Annotated in this window: 16 protein-coding genes; 15 read left to right on the plus strand and 1 reads right to left on the minus strand. The window is 44.2% G+C overall.

The features are described 5' to 3' along the window. Positions 1-64 precede the first annotated feature (64 nt). Positions 65-1,243 (minus strand): maltose/maltodextrin ABC transporter substrate-binding protein MalE, encoded by a 1,179-nt coding sequence (gene malE, locus V1U08_RS04730; RefSeq protein ID WP_014234864.1) that lies wholly within the window; start codon positions 1,241-1,243, stop codon positions 65-67. 671 nt (positions 1,244-1,914) lie between these two features. Between malE and malK the strand changes: the two genes are divergently transcribed. The 15 genes from malK (at position 1,915) to V1U08_RS04805 (ending at position 17,746) form a co-directional block, all read left to right on the plus strand. Next, positions 1,915-3,033 (plus strand): maltose/maltodextrin ABC transporter ATP-binding protein MalK, encoded by a 1,119-nt coding sequence (gene malK / locus V1U08_RS04735; RefSeq protein ID WP_014234865.1) that lies wholly within the window; start codon positions 1,915-1,917, stop codon positions 3,031-3,033. Positions 3,034-3,494: 461 nt separating this feature from the next. Next, complete coding sequence (locus V1U08_RS04740) at positions 3,495-4,895, plus strand: undecaprenyl-phosphate glucose phosphotransferase (protein ID WP_330470060.1); 1,401 nt, start codon at positions 3,495-3,497, stop codon at positions 4,893-4,895. Positions 4,896-4,905: 10 nt separating this feature from the next. Then, on the plus strand, positions 4,906-6,120 hold the full coding sequence (locus tag V1U08_RS04745) for an outer membrane beta-barrel protein (RefSeq protein WP_330470061.1): 1,215 nt from the start codon (positions 4,906-4,908) through the stop codon (positions 6,118-6,120). A gap of 12 nt (positions 6,121-6,132) precedes the next feature. After that, positions 6,133-6,666 carry a polysaccharide biosynthesis/export family protein gene (locus V1U08_RS04750; protein WP_014234868.1) on the plus strand — a complete coding sequence of 178 codons (534 nt, stop codon included), beginning with the start codon at positions 6,133-6,135 and terminating at the stop codon, positions 6,664-6,666. 15 nt (positions 6,667-6,681) lie between these two features. Next, entirely contained in the window at positions 6,682-8,862 is a 2,181-nt protein-coding gene (locus V1U08_RS04755; RefSeq protein WP_020335424.1) for a GumC family protein, read from the plus strand. Next, positions 8,840-9,658 (plus strand): putative capsular polysaccharide synthesis family protein, encoded by an 819-nt coding sequence (locus V1U08_RS04760; protein WP_330470062.1) that lies wholly within the window; start codon positions 8,840-8,842, stop codon positions 9,656-9,658. Before V1U08_RS04755 ends, V1U08_RS04760 begins: the two co-directional genes overlap by 23 nt. Then, on the plus strand, positions 9,659-10,705 hold the full coding sequence (locus V1U08_RS04765) for a glycosyltransferase (RefSeq protein WP_330470063.1): 1,047 nt from the start codon (positions 9,659-9,661) through the stop codon (positions 10,703-10,705). Then, a complete protein-coding gene (locus V1U08_RS04770) occupies positions 10,683-11,921 on the plus strand; it encodes an O-antigen ligase family protein (RefSeq protein WP_330470232.1) in 1,239 nt (412 codons plus the stop codon). Before V1U08_RS04765 ends, V1U08_RS04770 begins: the two co-directional genes overlap by 23 nt. Continuing rightward, on the plus strand, positions 11,918-12,751 hold the full coding sequence (locus tag V1U08_RS04775; RefSeq protein WP_330470064.1) for a putative capsular polysaccharide synthesis family protein: 834 nt from the start codon (positions 11,918-11,920) through the stop codon (positions 12,749-12,751). Before V1U08_RS04770 ends, V1U08_RS04775 begins: the two co-directional genes overlap by 4 nt. Then, on the plus strand, positions 12,748-13,779 hold the full coding sequence (locus tag V1U08_RS04780; RefSeq protein WP_330470065.1) for a glycosyltransferase: 1,032 nt from the start codon (positions 12,748-12,750) through the stop codon (positions 13,777-13,779). Before V1U08_RS04775 ends, V1U08_RS04780 begins: the two co-directional genes overlap by 4 nt. A 9-nt stretch (positions 13,780-13,788) precedes the next feature. Then, positions 13,789-15,096: an oligosaccharide flippase family protein gene (locus V1U08_RS04785; RefSeq protein WP_330470066.1), complete on the plus strand. Its 1,308-nt coding sequence runs from the start codon at positions 13,789-13,791 to the stop codon at positions 15,094-15,096. A gap of 2 nt (positions 15,097-15,098) precedes the next feature. Then, positions 15,099-15,488, plus strand: coding sequence for a VanZ family protein (locus V1U08_RS04790; RefSeq protein WP_065298142.1), 390 nt, complete (start codon positions 15,099-15,101; stop codon positions 15,486-15,488). Positions 15,489-15,605: 117 nt separating this feature from the next. Continuing rightward, positions 15,606-15,932 (plus strand): N(4)-acetylcytidine aminohydrolase, encoded by a 327-nt coding sequence (gene yqfB, locus V1U08_RS04795; RefSeq protein WP_330470067.1) that lies wholly within the window; start codon positions 15,606-15,608, stop codon positions 15,930-15,932. A gap of 33 nt (positions 15,933-15,965) precedes the next feature. Further along, on the plus strand, positions 15,966-16,565 hold the full coding sequence (locus V1U08_RS04800) for a TetR/AcrR family transcriptional regulator (RefSeq protein ID WP_065298140.1): 600 nt from the start codon (positions 15,966-15,968) through the stop codon (positions 16,563-16,565). A 146-nt stretch (positions 16,566-16,711) separates the two neighbouring features. Next, on the plus strand, positions 16,712-17,746 hold the full coding sequence (locus tag V1U08_RS04805) for an NADP-dependent oxidoreductase (protein WP_330470068.1): 1,035 nt from the start codon (positions 16,712-16,714) through the stop codon (positions 17,744-17,746). Position 17,747 lies beyond the last annotated feature (1 nt).

Below are 17,747 nucleotides of genomic sequence, written 5' to 3' on the forward strand. Positions count from 1 at the left end.
GAATATAGAATAAGTATAGAAAAGTAAGGAGGAGTTACCCCCTCCTTAAAAAGGTATTACAGAATTATTTAGTCATTTGTTTTTCTGCATCAGCAAGCGCTGCATCTACAGTTTGACGACCGTCAACAACGTTGATGATTGCGTTCTTAGCCGCACCCCAGAATGCATTCATTTGAGGGATGTTTGGCATGATTTCGCCGTTCATTGCGTTATCCATTGTTGCCGCGATTCGTGCATCAGAATCTAGCTCACGTTGGAATGAGTTAAGTGCTACCGCGCCCAATGGCTTGTCATCATTAACTTTACGCAGACCGTCGTTAGTTAGCAGATAGTTTTCTAGGAATTCTACCGCTAGGTCTTTGTTTGGTGACGCAGTGCTGATACCTGCTGTTAGAACACCAACGAATGGCTTAGAAGACTGACCTTGGAATTTAGGTAGTGTAGTTACACCGTAGTTGATGCCAGACTTCTCGATGTTGCCCCAAGACCACGGACCGTTGATAGTCATCGCAGTTTCACCTTGGTTAAACGCAGACTCAGATACTGAGTAATCCATATCTGCAGAAATTACGCCTTTGTCTACAAGACCTTTAACGAAAGACATAGAATCTTTCACACCTTGCTTAGCGATACCCGCGTCTTTAACGTCGTAGCCTTCAGAAGTGTATTTGAACGCGTAACCGCCATCAGCAGCCATTAATGGCCAAGTGAAGTACGGTTCTTTTAGGTTCCACATGATTGCAGATTTGCCGTCTTTCTTAAGTTTCGCGTCAAGCTCTGCAACTTCTTCCCAGCTCTTAGGTGGGTTAGGAACAAGATCTTTGTTGTAGATTAGAGATAGAGACTCAACCGCTACAGGGTAGCCGATAAGTTTGCCGTCGTAACGCACTGCATCCCATGCGAAATCAACGATGCCTTCCTGAATTTCTTTAGAAGGTTTGATTTCTGCCAAAAGACCAGCTTCTGCGTAACCACCAAAACGGTCGTGAGCCCAGAATACGATATCAGGACCGTCACCAGTCGCTGCTGTTTGTGGGAATCTATCTTGAAGGCCATCAGGGTGAGCCACTGTTACTTTAATACCAGTGTCTTCTTCAAACTTCTTACCAACTTCAGCAAGGCCGTTGTAACCTTTGTCGCCATTGATCCAGATAGTTAGTTGTCCTTCTTCGATGGCAGCATGAGCACCAAATGACCCCAAAGCAACAAGAGTACCTAGTGCTACAGCGCTTAACTTTTTCATGTTCGTATCCTTTGTTATATTTTTGATGTAGGGCTAGTCCATTGAGGTTCAGCCGTATTTCGACATATATCATCTGAAATAATCCAGTATGTCTCATCCTCCTAATCCCTACGCCCTATCAATTATGGCGTATTTTCGTGATCTATATCGTCAAGCATAGGAGACCCAAATCACAAAAAGGGCTTTTGTCGTGATCCACTTCAACTTTAGGTGGTGTGATAATGTGATTTCCGCCCAACTCCTTCATTACTCCTCCTTTTTTACTCCTCCCCGTCTACTCCCCCCACAATTATTTCGATTAGGAGGATGTGACAAAAGGAACAATCTTAGAAACTGCACCCATCCAAGAGTGGATGGTAAGAACCCTTTCCCAGCTATACCTATTAGTTAGGTGAAAATAGGCTGGTTTTGCATTGCCATACGAGTGGAATGTCATTGATTGGTGTTGTTTGTGGTTATTTTTTCACGGGGGAGACAACGCTATTAATGTGGGGGAGAGAAACTCGTACTTGGCTGTGACGGGTAGCACTTCTTAGGACAATTTATTGAAGTGCTACCCTACTTTTCTTATCAACCACCTTTACTTACCGATTCCTACTGTTACTGCTCGCTAGATAATTCATATAATGATGAGTGGTGAAAAAATAAAAATTTGATCGAGGACGAGCTACATGGCGAGTGTCACGTTAAAAAATGTTTGTAAAGCGTATGGCGACGTATTGATTTCTAAAAACGTAGATCTGGAAATTAACGAAGGTGAATTCGTTGTTTTCGTAGGTCCATCAGGTTGTGGTAAATCTACCCTTCTACGTTGTATTGCCGGTCTAGAAGACATTACTTCAGGTGATTTATATATTGGTGACGAGCGCATGAATGACGTTGAACCATCCAAACGTGGTGTTGGTATGGTATTCCAGTCTTATGCTCTATACCCACACTTAAACCTTTATGACAACATGTCATTCGGTCTTAAGCTGGCTAAAGCAGACAAAGCTGAGATTGACAAACGTGTTGAGCACGCAGCAGAAATCCTACAGCTAGGTCACCTGCTTGAACGTCAACCTAAAGCACTTTCAGGCGGTCAACGCCAACGTGTAGCGATTGGTCGAACTCTGGTTTCACAGCCAAACGTATTCCTGTTGGATGAGCCTCTGTCTAACCTTGACGCGGCACTGCGTGTAAACATGCGTTCTCAAATCACTAAACTACAGCGCCAGTTGGGTTGTACGATGATTTACGTAACGCACGACCAAGTAGAAGCGATGACAATGGCAGATAAGATCGTCGTTTTGGATGGTGGTTATGTTTCTCAGGTTGGTAAGCCACTAGAGCTATACCATTACCCACAAAACCGCTTCGTAGCAGGCTTTATCGGTTCTCCAAAAATGAACTTCATGAGTGTATTTATTGAAGAAGCCGAAGCAGAACGCGTGAAAGTTCAGCTATCTAACGGCGTATCATTCTGGATTCCTGTTGACGGCACAACCGTTAACCGCGGTGACCGTATGTCTTTGGGTATCCGTCCAGAGCACTTACTATCCGCTTCTGAAGCAGATGCAAGCATTCACGGTGAAGTGATGATTGTGGAGAAACTAGGTAACGAAACTCAGGTATACCTAAACCTTGAAGGTGCAGATGCTGACGTTATTTTCCGTCAACCAGATACGCTAGCTGTCGACCTGGGTGATAAATTGGAAATTGGTATCCCGGCACACCGTTGTCACCTATTCCACAGCGATGGTCGCGCATGTCGTCGCCTATTTAAAGAGAATGGCGTAGACGTCGAATAATTAGTTCACCTCTAATTGCTAAAAATCCCTCTCCTCACTTGAGAGGGATTTTTATATCCGGCCAATAAAGCAAAAATATTCATCAAAGCCACTCATAGCAATACGTCTAATTAAAAATAACCACAACTAATCCATTATTTTTCTGCTCAAAAGCTAGTTCATTAGGCCACTAGCTATATAAACCTTAGTCTAAATTTTCAGTCTACTTTCATCATACTTTTACTCATCCCTTGCTTCTAAGTACCAGCTTTATCTTAAATAAGAAGCTGAGCACCAAGTTTAAATTTCATTCTTAATTCCACTTACCTTTACGCAACGAATTTTTAAACTTAATACCGAATTTAAGTGTTTTCGCAGTACAAAAGTTCGTTGAAAAATCTGTTCACTAATTAAAACGTTTACGGCACAACCACTGGACAATAACTCCATTGGCGGTAGCGTGTCAGAAGGGAATCTAGGTAATGAAATACAAAGGACTTATTCGTTCTCATGAAGCAGAGTTCGCTTTTTTATATCGCATCGCCGATCTTACCGTCATTGTCTTCTTTATGCTGTTTCTGGTATTCAGAGGAACGCATACCACAATGGACAAGGACTACGTCATACTCTCATTTGTCGCTGGCATCTCATTTTTTTTGATGGCTGAGAGCGGCAACCTTTATCGCTCGTGGCGTACCAGCTCATTTAAAGCACAAGCATTCATCACCTGTATGTCGTGGCTGATAACCATCACATTGCTGTTTGCGGTTATTTATTTTTCTGAAGTGTATCCATTGTTTGATCGCAGCATTTTAGGATTTTGGGTGATCATTACACCGCTTTTACTTTTAACGTGGAGACTGGCCTTCCGCACGGGCTTAGCGTATTTGCGAACAATGGGTTTAAACACTCGTACAGCCATCATTATCGGCCAAACCCCACACGGTATTACCCTAGCGAACGAAATACAATCTCATACCGAGCACGGTGTCTTGTTTGATGGTTTCTACGACGAACGTTCCATAGACAGACTCCCTCACTCCCAATACCCGATAAAAGGTCCTGTTGACCAAGCACTAGAACGCGCTAAAAAGGGCGACGTTGATTATGTTTATATCGCGATGCCAATGCATGCGAATGAGCGTATCGCATCGCTTCTTAATCAGTTCTCTGACACCACCGCGAACACATACCTCATACCAGATTTCTTTACCTATAACTTGTTGCATTCTCGCTGGGATCAAATCGGGCAGGTTCAGACTCTCAGCGTTTTCGACACGCCTTTCGCTGGTGTTTCATCCTGGATAAAACGACTTGAAGATATCATTTTCTCAAGTCTGATCTTGCTCTTGATCTCGCCAATACTCATTGCGATAGCTATCGGCATCAAAGCAACGTCCAAAGGACCAGTCATCTTTAAGCAGCACCGCTATGGTTTGGATGGTCGCAAAATTGCCGTTTGGAAATTCCGTTCCATGACCACCATGGATCAAGGTAGCCACATTAAACAGGCAACAAAAAACGACCCTCGTATTACCCCGTTTGGTGGGTTTCTACGCCGCACATCACTCGACGAGTTACCGCAGTTTTTTAACGTATTGCAAGGCACCATGTCCATCGTAGGACCGCGTCCTCACGCCGTTGCCCACAACGAAGAGTATCGTCAAATTGTCGACCGTTACATGCTGCGACATAAAGTAAAACCCGGCATTACTGGCTGGGCTCAAATTAACGGTTACCGAGGCGAAACCGATACTCTCGATAAAATGGAAAAACGCGTCGAGTTTGATTTGGAATACATCCACCAATGGTCGGTATGGATGGATATAAAAATCATATTCCTGACCGTATTTAAAGGATTCACCGGCGCTAACGCTTACTAAGGTAGAGACGATGAAGACGGCAACTCCAATCATTTCGCTACTCTTTTTGCCAATGCTCACTTTGGCAGAACCAATGGCGTATACAACTGGCTCAGGTATTGAATTTATTCCGCAAGTGAAAGCCTTTTATGAAGGCGACGACAACGTGAATAAAGACGAAGAGAACGCGAAGTCCATTAATACTTGGGGAGTAGAGCCAAGCCTGCTTGCCCGAATCGAGCGAAATCAATATCGCGCTAACCTTATGTACAAATTGAAATCGGGCTTCTCATCGGATGACAGTAATGATTACGATGATCATACGTTTCAATTCACCAATTTCTTTGAGTTTAACCACCGGAATCGTCTGGTCGTCGATTACCAATTCCGTGCCCAACATGAATTGAGAGGTGAGAACATCACAGAAGGCAACGGTGACGCGGTTGACTCGCCAATTAGATTCCACCGTAACGATCTAAAAACCAATTACATTTTTGGTTCTGAAGGGGCCAAAGGACGTTTCGAGTTCGGTATTAACTATAGCGACAAAACCTACCAAAACTATCGCGACGGCTTAACGTTCGCACCAAATGCGAAAACAAAATACAACGACTTTAGAGCACCCAGTGCTCACGCTGAGTTTTATTTGCGAGCAACGCCAAGAACCTATTGGCTGATAGGTAGCAGACAAATTCAAACCGATTATCAGCACAGCAACCCAGCCATGGCATCCAGAGACAGTACAGCGGGCTTTTACTATACCGGGGCACAATGGGAAGTAACCGGAAAAACACAGGGTATTGCTCGACTTGGCTACCAAATAAAAGACTTTGATAGCAATGAGCGAGAAACTTTTAAAGGCTTCAGTTGGGATATCGGCTTTGAGTGGTTACCTCAAGAGCAAACGCTGATTACGGTAAAAACAACTCAAGCTGCGGTTAATCCAGATCAAGATGGCGACTACAACCTGCAAACACGCTATCGAATTGATTTTAAGCATGACTGGAACAGCTACCTCGCCACAGAGTTAGGATTCCTATACCAAGAAGATGACTACACCGGGGAACTGCCGGAAAGTGATTCAAGAGATAGCGAACGTTACTCGCTGTCTGCCGGTATCGACTATCAAATCAAACGTTGGATTCTACTGCAGGCCAACTGGCAATACCAAGATAAAACGTCAGACCGAACAGGCTATAGCTTCCAACAGAATGTTTGGACACTAAGCACTCAATTTTCGCTGTAAAAAGGATTTTTAATGAACCCATTAACGACGCTTATCAGCCTGGTTTTATTGCTATTTAGCACGTTCGCCACGGCTACAACGAATGAACAAGACTACCTACTTGATACCGGGGATACCATTTCGATACAAGTTTATGGTGAAGAAGATTTGTCGATTTTGAACATACAGATCACGTCTGACGGCTACTTTGATTACCCTTATCTCGGCAGAATTAAAGCTATCCAGAAAACGCCAAAACAGATTAAAGATGAAATTGAGACCGGGCTGAAAGGCGATTACCTGATTGATCCAAAAGTCATGGTTACGATCAATAACTTCCGCCTTTTCTACGTCAATGGCGAAGTACGTAAACCCGGAGGTTTTGAATATCGTCCGGGGCTGACGATAGAAAAAGCGATCGCTCTTGCGGGTGGGCTCACTGACAGAGCATCACGCAAAGGAATTAACCTCACCAAACACAAGACCGGTAAAACGGTAGAAAATGTCGATATGCACCTGAATGTTGAGCCTGGTGACATTGTATTTATTGATCAAAGCTTCTTTTAAGTGACAGGTAATCAAATGAACGGAACTCACCCAAGCACCTTCCCGATGAACAAAGTAGAACTGATTCGTTTTGGTCATCACTATAATACGCTCAAAAAGAACTGGTTGAGTATTGCTGCTTTTACCTTAATTTTCTCTTTGGCCTGCACTTGGTATATCTACTCCAAAACTTCTATATACCAAGCAACAGCAACACTTTTGATTCAAGAAGAGCAAAAAAGCGCTTTGTCCATAGAAGAAGTCTATGGCGTGGATACGACCAAGAAAGAGTACTTCCAGACTCAAGTGGCGATTTTACAGTCGAACCATATCGCGGATAAGGTTATCCAAGGCCTTAACTTGACTCAGTATCCCGAGTTCACGAGTACAGGTGGGCTAAAACAAACCATTGATAACATAAAATCAATTCCACTGGTTCAAGACTTACTCAACGTTACGCCAAACCCAACAGAAACAGCGCAGTATTCCGATACCTATTATCGAGCACTGCAAACATTTAAAGACAAGCTAGAAATAGAACCTGTCCGCAATACGCAAATGGTTAAAATCCGTTTTCGATCGGTGGATCCTAAACTAGCAACACAAGTCGCCAATGCGGTGGGTCAAGCCTACATCGACACAAACTTTGAAGCGAAATTAGTCGTCACACAAAATGCCGCAACCTGGCTGACCAACAACTCACAAAAGTTAGAAGAGCGTTTGAGAGACTCAGAACAGGCTCTGCAAGACTTCTTATTGCAAGAGGGGCTGATTGATATCAACGGTATCGATGAAATCTACGCCAATGAGCTGGAAGAGCTCAACCGAAAACTCAACACCGCTGTTAACAACCGTATTGAAGCGCAATCGTTGATTCAGCTTCTGAGGCGTAAATCATCGCAAAGCTTAGATAGCCTGCTGTCGATAGATGAGTTCGCCAACCAAGTACAGATCCGTGATCTGAAACTCTCGGAGGCTCAGGCGGAGAAGAACTTGTCCGAACTGGCACAGCGTTACGGACCTAAGCACGATCGTATGATTCAGGCGAAGGCTCAATTAGATTCGATCCAAACCAGAACCCAACAGCTCATTCGAGAAATCTCGTTCAGTAAACAGCAAGACTTACTGTCAGCAAAATCTCAGGAAGACATGCTGCGTGCTGAGTTGAATCGCAAGAAAACAGAGTTCCAATCATTGGGTTCACAAAAAGCGCGCTATGAACAACTCAAGCGAGAAGTTGAATCCAATAAAGCGCTTTACGAAGCGTTCTTAAACCGAGAGAAGGAAACCAGTGCGACCAGCGACTACAAAAATGTCACTGCTCGTTTCACAGATAAAGCCATTATTCCTCTGTTTCCCGTTGCGCCACAGAGAATGAAGCTGGTTTTTATTGCAACAGTATTCGGATTTGCAATTGCCTGTGCGCTCGTCATCATTTTAGAAACATTGCGTGAGGTGATAAGAACCGCATCGGATGTTGAAGAAAAACTAGGCGTGACCTGCTTGGGCACTATCCCACTCGTCAAAAGTCGTCGCTTGCGTAAAAGTGGGCTCAGCTACACAGCTTACTTAGACAAGAATGAAAAACTGTTTAGTGAAGCGTGTCGCTCCGTCAGAACCTCTCTGTTACTCAGACTGACCAACGCAAAACAGAAAGTTCTGCCCTTTACTTCTGCTATCCCGGAAGAAGGGAAAACGTCCACCAGCATTAATATGGCCGTGTCTTTTTCTACCATGGAAAAGGTATTGATCATTGACTGCGACCTTCGCCAACCTTCATTGGCCAAAAGGTTCGACATTGCCGAATCTCAACCGGGATTAACCAACATACTTACGATGGATACGTCCATTAAAGACTGCATTGTGAGAGTGGAAGAAGCAAAGCTGGATGTTTTGCCAGCAGGATTAATTCCGCCAAATCCGCAGGAACTGTTAGCCTCGGCACGCTTTAAAAAGCTATTGGATTACCTTCAGGAAAAATACGACCGCATCATTATTGACACACCACCACTACTGTCAGTGAGCGATGCTCTGATTTTGGGTCAGTATGCGAATGGTCTGATTACCGTTATTCGCGCAGAGTCGACCAAAGCACAACTGGTTAACGTTGCGTTATCCAAACAATTACAACATTCCGTACCATCTCTTGGCGTGCTTATTACACAGGCAAAATCTAAGGAAGGGGAAGCGTTATATGTCCACAAATACGCCTACTAAACAAGTGTCTTGGTACCAAACGCTGAAGCGTCAGGAACAGCCCGTATTGATATACCAAATGGGAAAAGTGGGTTCGAGTGCACTCGAAAAGTCGATTGAGGGATCCATCCATCTGCATGACCTGATGTCCATTTCGGCGTCAAAACAGATCTCCCCTGTGCGAGCACAGTTATACAAACCAAAAACCAACTACGTCAAGCGGCTACTGAAACGGGCCATTATGATCAACATGCTAAAACGTAAACAGCATGTTCGTATTATCTCGCTGGTCAGAGAGCCTATTGGCAGAAACATATCCATGCTCTTTCAGTCACTCCCTTTTTGGGTCGCGGATAAATACCTCAAAGATGACAGTGCAGTCCGTTCAGAACGTCCTCAACTGCTTCATGAAGCGTTTGAGGAGCATGTGAATCATCACTATCCGCTTGAGTGGTTTGACAACGAAATCAAAGCACTCACAGGAATAGATGTTTTCATTCATCCGTTTGATCATGAGCTTGGTTATCAAACCTATCAAAAGGGCAACTTCTCTTTGATGGTGATTAGAACCGACAAACTGGACCAGTCACAGCGGGCGATCAGTGAATTTTTGCAGCAAGACATCCAAGTGACTCATGACAACCAATCCGAGAACAAGTGGTACTCGCCACTTGCCACTGAGTTCAAGAGCTCTTACCAACTCAAACCAGAGTTTGTTGAGGACATGCTTTCTTCAAAGCTTGCTATGCATTTCTTTACGAGCTCAGAAATTGACAACATCAAGAACAAATACACACAGAAACAGCTTGGTAGATAAATGAAGATACTGCATATAATTAATGACTTATCTAACAACGGGGGAGCGCAGCGCTTTCTGGTTGACCTTGTTGTTAAGCATAAGCCCCACTACGAAGTAAAGATACTGGTTCTGAATAAAGACAATGACTTCGAGACCCAGTTAAATGAAAACGGGGTCAGTTTCTATTACTGGCCTTCCCTGTCGATAAAAGAAAAGTGGAGGCTGTTGCGCTGGCCAAACCTGATCCACAGCCATTTATTTCCTTCGATATACGTCGCTTTACTGGCGATTGGTAAGAAACGGGTACAAACCGAACACAATACGACGAACAGACGCAGAGATTACCCTGCCTTGAAGTTTACGGAGTATCTGATGTACCAAAAACATCAGAAAACGATTTGTATCACCAATAAAGTAAGAGAAGAGTTAGTCAGGTTCTTGCCGAGATACAAGGATCGCTACGACGTTATTTACAATGGCGTCGACTTAAATCGTTTCTCCAGAAAAGCCAAATCGTATAGCAGAATTCAACCAGACAGCCTAATCAATATCGGGATGGCAGGCAGACTTCATGGCTATAAAGATCACCCGACGCTCATAAAGGCCATCGCTAAATTACCGGAACACTACCACCTTCATTTAGCGGGTGACGGTGATAAAAAACAACAGCTGAAAGATTTAGCGCAACAATTAAATTGCGCTCACCGTGTGCACTGGCATGGTGTCATCTCAGATGTGCCGACTTTTTTATCCAATCTTGATGTGTATGTTCAATCTTCAATTATTGAGGGATTTGGGCTGGCCGCCGTGGAAGCGATGGCTGAAGGGTTGCCCGTTTTAGGCTCGAATGTTCCGGGATTAGATGAAGTGATTGGTAACGACTCCTACTTATTTGAACTAGGAAACGAACAGGAATTAGCCGATAAAATTGAGATAATTTGCAGTAGCCAAGCCCATTATGAAATGGCTACCCAATTTTTTGTCGAACGTTGTAAATCTTTCACTCTGGAACAATTCAGAGAGAGCTATTACAAGGCTTATGATGAACTCTATGCCAGTAAGTAATTACATTCCTCTGCTGGCTGCGTTTACCCTAGCGCTCTTTTTTGTGCCAGTGAAAATTCAAGCGGGAGGTATTGCGCTAGCGCCGAGTGATATCGCAAGCCTTCTCTCTCTGGGATTAAGTGCGCTTGTTGTTATGGAAAGCAAAACACGCAAGCTCCTGCATCCGTGCATCGGATTTGTATTGCTGTTCACCGGTTATGTGTTTATTAACGGCCTGCTTAATCGTGTGCCCTTGATGCCTCTCGTTACCGAAACCGTTCAGTGGGTAGCGATTCTTAGTCTGCTCGGATTACTGTTCGCTTATGGAGCTTTCGAAGATGAACGAGTCATGGTGTACTTTTCTTATATTCTCTTCGTTATTTGCTGTCTGGTTGCCGCTTGGCATTTTGCCCAAGGTTATCAAAGTGGATTCAAGCTTCTTGGGGTCAGTAAGTATGGTTTTGGCCTGCTCTGCTCGTTGCTCTATTTATATCGAGACAAAATTCGCGCCTTCCATATTTTAATGCTGATAGCACTGGTCTTACTGGTTTTATCGCAAGAGCGCAAAGCCCTGCTTGGCTTTTGTTTATTGTTTCTTTTGGATCAGCTTTTCATTAAAAGTTTGATGAGAAAAACCGTCAGTGAAACATATGCCTGGACCATATTACTGACGCTGAGTTTCGCGGTATTGGCTGCGGTGTCCATCACTTCATATGTGGGCTTCGACACGTTAGCCGATCAGCTAGAGTTCACCCAAGAAGACATCTTGTTTGCCAATCAGAGTGAAGCGAGGTGGGTATCCAATTTGCACCGAAAACTTTTACTCGCCAATGGTTTCGACATTCTGCAACAGCATCCCATCTTAGGTGTGGGAGCCAAAATGTTGCCTAGCTTCATGGTCAATTACTTTAACTATCAAGAGCTGGCGATTTACACCCATAACTTTGTTCTAGATACCGCCATTGAGTATGGGTTACTGGGTATAGCGCTGTTGTTCGGTGGATACTTTTTCTTCATCAAATTTTGCTTCTACAGCTTAAATGAGAACCGCAAAAGCCTGCTACTCGCAGCGTACGCGCTCATTATGGTCTGCTTCGTTGCGGTAAATACCACGATTATTTTAATCCTGTTACTACCAGTAATGCTCAGCATAAAACGCACGGATGAATCCAGCCGCATGCCTTCATGTTCGGGAATTAAAGCCACCAATTTTAATAATCAAGGACTTGATCAATGAAATATTCAATCGCTCGACAATTTGAAAAGAACCGAGAGCTTCGAGCTGACAACTTTGTCTTGGTTTACCAGATGGGCAAAGTCGGCTCATCTTCCATTGAACACACATTGGGAGAGCGTAATATTCCCAGTTACCACATCCATACCTTTGATGATCATGAGGAGTTCCACATGTATCACAACAAACGCGATGTGAAGAAATTCTTCGATTTCAAAAACCGAGCAATTTACCGTTTGGTCCTTAACCAAAGAAAACGAATTCTGCAAAAACGCGAACAGATAAAAATCGTCACTTTAGTGCGTGACCCTATCGCTACTGTATTGTCTCGCTTTTTCCAGGACCTGCATTTTCAGTTTATCGAAGGTAAAAAAAACGAAGCGATCCACAACGACATGGACGTGACCTACCAGCATTTGGAGCACTGCTTCGACAACTACATTAATCTTAACTATTTTGCCGACTGGTTCGACAACGAACTGAAACGTAACTTCAACATCGACGTAATGGACCAGAAGGTTGATAACACCCAACCTTTCTTTACCTTTAGCAACAGTCAGGCAGAAGTACTGTTAATTAAGTGCGAAAAACTCAGCTCGCTAGACCGAGAGATTGGCCAGTTCTTGAATGTCGACAATTTTGAGTTGAAGAATAGCAACGAAGCGAAAAACAAATGGTATTCAAATATCTATCAGTATTTTAAGCAGCAATACGATTTTTCTAAATTGTTCTACATGTACGACTTGCCGCTTTATCAGCATGTTTACTCAGTTCAAGAGCGAGACGCTTTTAAGTCCAAATGGCAGCAAACTCCGGGAACCAAGTCATCATGAAAAAAGTACTGCATATAACCGAATCTTTTGGTGGTGGTGTTCAAACTGCACTTTACAGTTACACGCACTCTTCCCGTCATGAACCTTATCAGCATTTTCTGGTTGCCAGAGCTCGCGAAAATGATTTAACCAATGACAGCGACCACGATGTATTTTCACGTGTTCAATGGGTAAAGGGTGGACTGCTGCAGTTCATCAAAGATGCAAATAAAACAATCGATGAAGTCAAACCAGATATTGTCCACCTACACTCGAGCAAAGCAGGCTTTTTGGGGCGTTTTTTGCGACTCAACAACGCACGATTAGTTTACACGCCCCACTGCTACGCATTTGAGCGGGAGGATATTTCAGGCTTTGCTCGACAACTCTATAAAACGTTAGAGCGCTTGCGGTTAGATAGAATCGATATCGTGGCGGGATGTAGCCAACGTGAATGTGACTTAGCCATCAGCATCGGCGCCAAGCAGGCTGAGTTACTTAATAACTACGTATCTTATCAAAGTGAAGAGCGCGAAAGCCGAGATAAAGCCGCCGCATTAAAACTGGTGGTACTTGGCCGGGTCGCACCTCAGAAAGACCCTCAGTTTCTGATTGATACTCTTTCCCACCTTGATGTTGCGACACTCAATCGTCAGTTTGAGATCACCTGGATTGGTGGTGGCGACCAAGAGCTTGAACAGCGTTTAAAAGACCAAGGCGTACACGTGACTGGCATGCTTCCTCGTAGTGAAGTTATGAAGCAATTAAAAGCGTCGGATATTTATCTGCACACTGCCGCTTGGGAAGGCATGCCACTAACGATTCTCGAGGCCGCTAAGCTGCATCTCCCAATGGTGATTCGCAAGATTGGCGCGACAGAAGCTCTGAACTATCCATTTTTGGCGCAAACGCCGCAAGAAATGGCAAAACAGCTGGCCCACTGTATCAACCACTATCACGATATTGATTTTGGCCAATACACGACTGAATTGAACGACACATTCAGTGAAGAAAAACAGCGTCTCGCTTTGAACAGCATCTACCGTTAGAGAGATTACATGTTTCACGCCTTTCATCAAAAAAGACTGTCTGCGCCCAGCGAACAAAAAAGCTTGTTCTCACTTGGCTTAAAAACCGCGCTTACCCGAGTGTTCAGCGCATTGTTTGCATTTTTGCTTGCAGTCATGGTGTCCCGAACCACAGATGCCTCGATAGCAGGTCAGTTTTTCTTCTTATTTAATCTAGTATCACTGACCGCGATTATTTCTCAGTTGGGCTTTGACGTGGCTTTGGTGAGATACAACGCCATAGCCTTTAACAGTCACAATGCTCAGCAACAAAGCGATAATTACAAAACAGCGTTATCCCGAAGCTTCGCATTTTGCGTCCCGGCCGGACTGGCCATTTTTGCCGGATTCTATCTATTCCCCGAGACAGTCAATCAGACCAATGCCCCACTACCAGCCGTTGCACTCGCGTTACTCTGTGTTCCTTTCTTAGTACTTGGACAAACCAATAGCCGAGTCTTGCAAGCGAGCAAAAAAGTGGTCTCTTCGCTATTCGCTTTGCAATTGGGTGTGAGTATGCTGATGGTGTTTGCCATTGCTGCTTTAGCCATGTTTGGCCTGCAAAGTCTCAACTATCTCATGGCAGCTCTACTGCTAACATGCGTGATTGTTGCCACGACATCGACAACAAACTGGGTGAGATCGGGGCAATTTCGCAAACCAACGTCAACGCCTAATCTCCAACTGACGGCTTCAGCCAAACAAGTCTGGATTGGGAGCATATTTAACAATGTACTGCAGTGGGGAAGCCTCGTCATCGCAGGGTTCTTCATTTCCGCTTCAGAGATTGGCTTGTTAGCCGCAGCCCAACGGACCTCACTATTGATCGGCTTTGTGTTAATCACTATTAACTTTGTCGTCGCTCCAATGTTTGCGTCACTTTACAAAGAAGGTGAGATGGACAAATTACGCAATTTGAGCCGGATGGCCTGTCGAATGAACATTGCAGCCGCATTAATTCCAGTGTTGATTTGTACACTGTACCCTGTATTTGTACTGAATTTTTTTGGCGAAGAGTTTGTCGCTGCCGCGCCTCTTCTTGTGGTGCTGTCCCTCGGTCAATTGGTCAACGTTGCCACTGGCTCGGTCGGGTTTCTGCTTTTAATGAGCGGACATGAAAAAACAATGAAATACATCACCATTGGCTCTGGAACTATCTCGATTTTGCTGCTGCTCGTCTTGTGCCACATTCACGGTGTTATTGGCGCAGCTTGGGCTATGGCAATCGGAATGGCGATACAGAACCTTGCCGCACTGTACTTTGTTAAACGATATTTGGGATTCTTTCCGGTAGGCTAATTATGTCTTCTATGATTGCGCGCATCAGTTTTGGCTTCGTATCACTACTGACCGTCATCCTTTCCTTATGGAAAAGTTCTGATTTGAGTCATGCGACCTATCTCAATATGGAGCACTATGTTGGCGGATCAACGACGCTCCACTTTACCTTCAGTCTGCTGATTGGCCTCTGTGCCGTATTTGCATTTCCCCGCCATGCCAGACCAATCAAAGCAGATGCTTTTGGAATTCGCCTTTTGCTGTGTCTGCTGTTAATAATTTCACTCGAAGAGTTTAGTCAGCTTTTTATCCCCAACCGCACATTCAGCGTTGCGGATCTCAGTACCAATTGGAGCGGCATGTTACTTGGTTACTTTGCCGCTAAGGTATGGCTTAGCATACGAAATCACTAAGCTGTCGGTTTTAGCCAACTGAGGATTAATAAGCGACGTGCACTGAAATAAGCACCTCGAGGTTATTCAGGTATCGCTATATAATGCATTTACATAACCTTGAGAAGCGAGTGCTGCATGTCATCTCATCCAACAACCATCACCTTTTTTGAATTTCTGACCCCTTTGATCACATCGGGCAAAAAAACCATCACGATACGAGATAAGTCAGAAAGTCACTACATCCCAAATACCGAAGTGGAAGTCTTTACTTTAGAGACTAACCGCAAGGTCTGTGACATCAAGATCCTATCGGTAAATCCACTTAACTTTTATGAAATCAACGAGTTCCACGCAGAACAAGAAGCCATGGAGTTACCAAAGTTAAAGCAGCTGATTAGGGAGATTTACCCTGATACTGACACACTTTTCGTTATTGAATACGAGTTGATCAAAACAAACTAGACGACTGGTCTAATTTTAATTATAGTACGTCCCATGAACGCTAAGACTAACGACACACGCCAACATATTCTCGAGGTCGGATACGAGTTAATCGTAACCCGAGGCTTTACGAGCGTTGGACTTTCCGAGCTTCTAAAAACGGCAGCAGTGCCAAAGGGCTCGTTTTATCATTACTTTAAATCCAAAGAGCAGTTTGGTGAGGCTTTGATTGAGGCTTACTTCGATCGCTATTTCCACAAGTTAGATGAGCTCTTTACCAATACTGATCGCAACGGATACCAACGTCTGATGAGCTACTTTGAGGAATTGGCAAAAGTTGAACAAGATGTATGTAATGCGAACAAATGTCTGTTAGTCAAACTTAGCGCGGAAGTTTCTGACCTTTCCGAACCAATGCGACTTGCACTACGTCGTGGAGCCGACAAATCAATTCAAGCCATCGCGGACTGTATTGATGTTGGCATTCAAGACGGATCAATTGCAAATGGTGACAGTGCTTTGTTAGCAAGACAACTTTACTACCTTTGGAATGGTGCAAGCTTACTCAACAAGCTGTATCAAGATCAGACGGCACTGACGCAGAGTCTGACCTATACTCAAGATCTATTGCAGAACACACGCACTTTATCGTAAGTGGCTTCAACAACGCAGTAAGAGAACAACCCTATAAGTGTCTGTTTAAGGCTAGCCTTTGCAGACACAAAATACTTTCCCGCTCTCAGAGCGGGATATTTTGCAATAAAAACTAGACGACCGGTCTAATCTAAGGTGAAAATAACATGACAGACGCACTTAACCGCAGAATCGTACTTGCATCACGTCCACACGGCGCACCAACAACTGAAAACTTTAGACTGGAAGAAGTGGCAAAGCCAGTACCAAAAGATGGTGAAATGTTGTTAAGAGCCGTTTACCTATCACTCGACCCTTATATGCGCGGTCGTATGAGTGATGCGGAATCTTACGCAGAACCAGTTGCAATTGATGACGTAATGGTTGCAGGAACCGTGTGTCAGGTTGAAGTATCAAACCACCCAGATTACGAGGCGGGTGAATGGGTACTCGCTTACACTGTGGGTTGGCAAGACTACGCGATTTCAACAGGCGAAATGGTCATTAAATTGGGCAAAAATCCACAAAACCCTTCGTATGCACTAGGCGTAGCAGGTATGCCTGGCTTTACGGCATACATGGGATTGCTTGATATCGGCCAGCCAAAACCAGGGGAAACTATCGTCGTTGCTTCGGCAACCGGCCCCGTTGGCTCAACGGTCGGTCAAATTGCAAAACTTAAAGGCTGTCGCGTAGTCGGTATTGCCGGTGGTGAAGAGAAATGTCGCTATGCAAAAGAAGAGTTGGGCTTCGATGAGTGTATTGATCATAAAGCCGACGATTTCGCGCAACAATTGAAAAATACATGTGACAATGGCATCGATGTCTACTTCGAAAACGTAGGCGGCAAGGTATTCGATGCGGTACTTCCGCTGCTTAATACAAACGCCCGTATTCCTGTATGTGGTTTGATTTCTCAATACAATGCGACCGAGCTTCCACAAGGCACAGACCACCTGCCACTACTGATGGTTAACATTCTGACAAAGAGAATCAAAGTTCAAGGATTCATCATTTTTGATGACTACGGACACCGTTACGATGAATTTGCGCAAGACATGAACCAGTGGTTGGCAGAAGGAAAGATCCAATACCGTGAACAACTCGTACAAGGCCTGGAAAATGCACCTGATGCGTTCATCGGTCTGCTCGAAGGAAAAAACTTCGGCAAAGTTGTTGTTCAGGTAAACAACCCTCTATAAA

The sequence above is a fragment of the Vibrio sp. YYF0003 genome (assembly GCF_036350715.1).
GTDB classification, from domain to species: Bacteria; Pseudomonadota; Gammaproteobacteria; order Enterobacterales; family Vibrionaceae; genus Vibrio; species Vibrio natriegens.

Coding starts and splice junctions, on each gene's coding strand:
- malE (WP_014234864.1), bottom strand. CDS start 1,243: ATGAAAAAGTTAAGCGCTGTAGCACTAGGTACTCTTGTTGCTTTGGGG.
- malK (WP_014234865.1), top strand. CDS start 1,915: ATGGCGAGTGTCACGTTAAAAAATGTTTGTAAAGCGTATGGCGACGTA.
- V1U08_RS04740 (WP_330470060.1), top strand. CDS start 3,495: ATGAAATACAAAGGACTTATTCGTTCTCATGAAGCAGAGTTCGCTTTT.
- V1U08_RS04745 (WP_330470061.1), top strand. CDS start 4,906: ATGAAGACGGCAACTCCAATCATTTCGCTACTCTTTTTGCCAATGCTC.
- V1U08_RS04750 (WP_014234868.1), top strand. CDS start 6,133: ATGAACCCATTAACGACGCTTATCAGCCTGGTTTTATTGCTATTTAGC.
- V1U08_RS04755 (WP_020335424.1), top strand. CDS start 6,682: ATGAACGGAACTCACCCAAGCACCTTCCCGATGAACAAAGTAGAACTG.
- V1U08_RS04760 (WP_330470062.1), top strand. CDS start 8,840: ATGTCCACAAATACGCCTACTAAACAAGTGTCTTGGTACCAAACGCTG.
- V1U08_RS04765 (WP_330470063.1), top strand. CDS start 9,659: ATGAAGATACTGCATATAATTAATGACTTATCTAACAACGGGGGAGCG.
- V1U08_RS04770 (WP_330470232.1), top strand. CDS start 10,683: ATGAACTCTATGCCAGTAAGTAATTACATTCCTCTGCTGGCTGCGTTT.
- V1U08_RS04775 (WP_330470064.1), top strand. CDS start 11,918: ATGAAATATTCAATCGCTCGACAATTTGAAAAGAACCGAGAGCTTCGA.
- V1U08_RS04780 (WP_330470065.1), top strand. CDS start 12,748: ATGAAAAAAGTACTGCATATAACCGAATCTTTTGGTGGTGGTGTTCAA.
- V1U08_RS04785 (WP_330470066.1), top strand. CDS start 13,789: ATGTTTCACGCCTTTCATCAAAAAAGACTGTCTGCGCCCAGCGAACAA.
- V1U08_RS04790 (WP_065298142.1), top strand. CDS start 15,099: ATGTCTTCTATGATTGCGCGCATCAGTTTTGGCTTCGTATCACTACTG.
- yqfB (WP_330470067.1), top strand. CDS start 15,606: ATGTCATCTCATCCAACAACCATCACCTTTTTTGAATTTCTGACCCCT.
- V1U08_RS04800 (WP_065298140.1), top strand. CDS start 15,966: ATGAACGCTAAGACTAACGACACACGCCAACATATTCTCGAGGTCGGA.
- V1U08_RS04805 (WP_330470068.1), top strand. CDS start 16,712: ATGACAGACGCACTTAACCGCAGAATCGTACTTGCATCACGTCCACAC.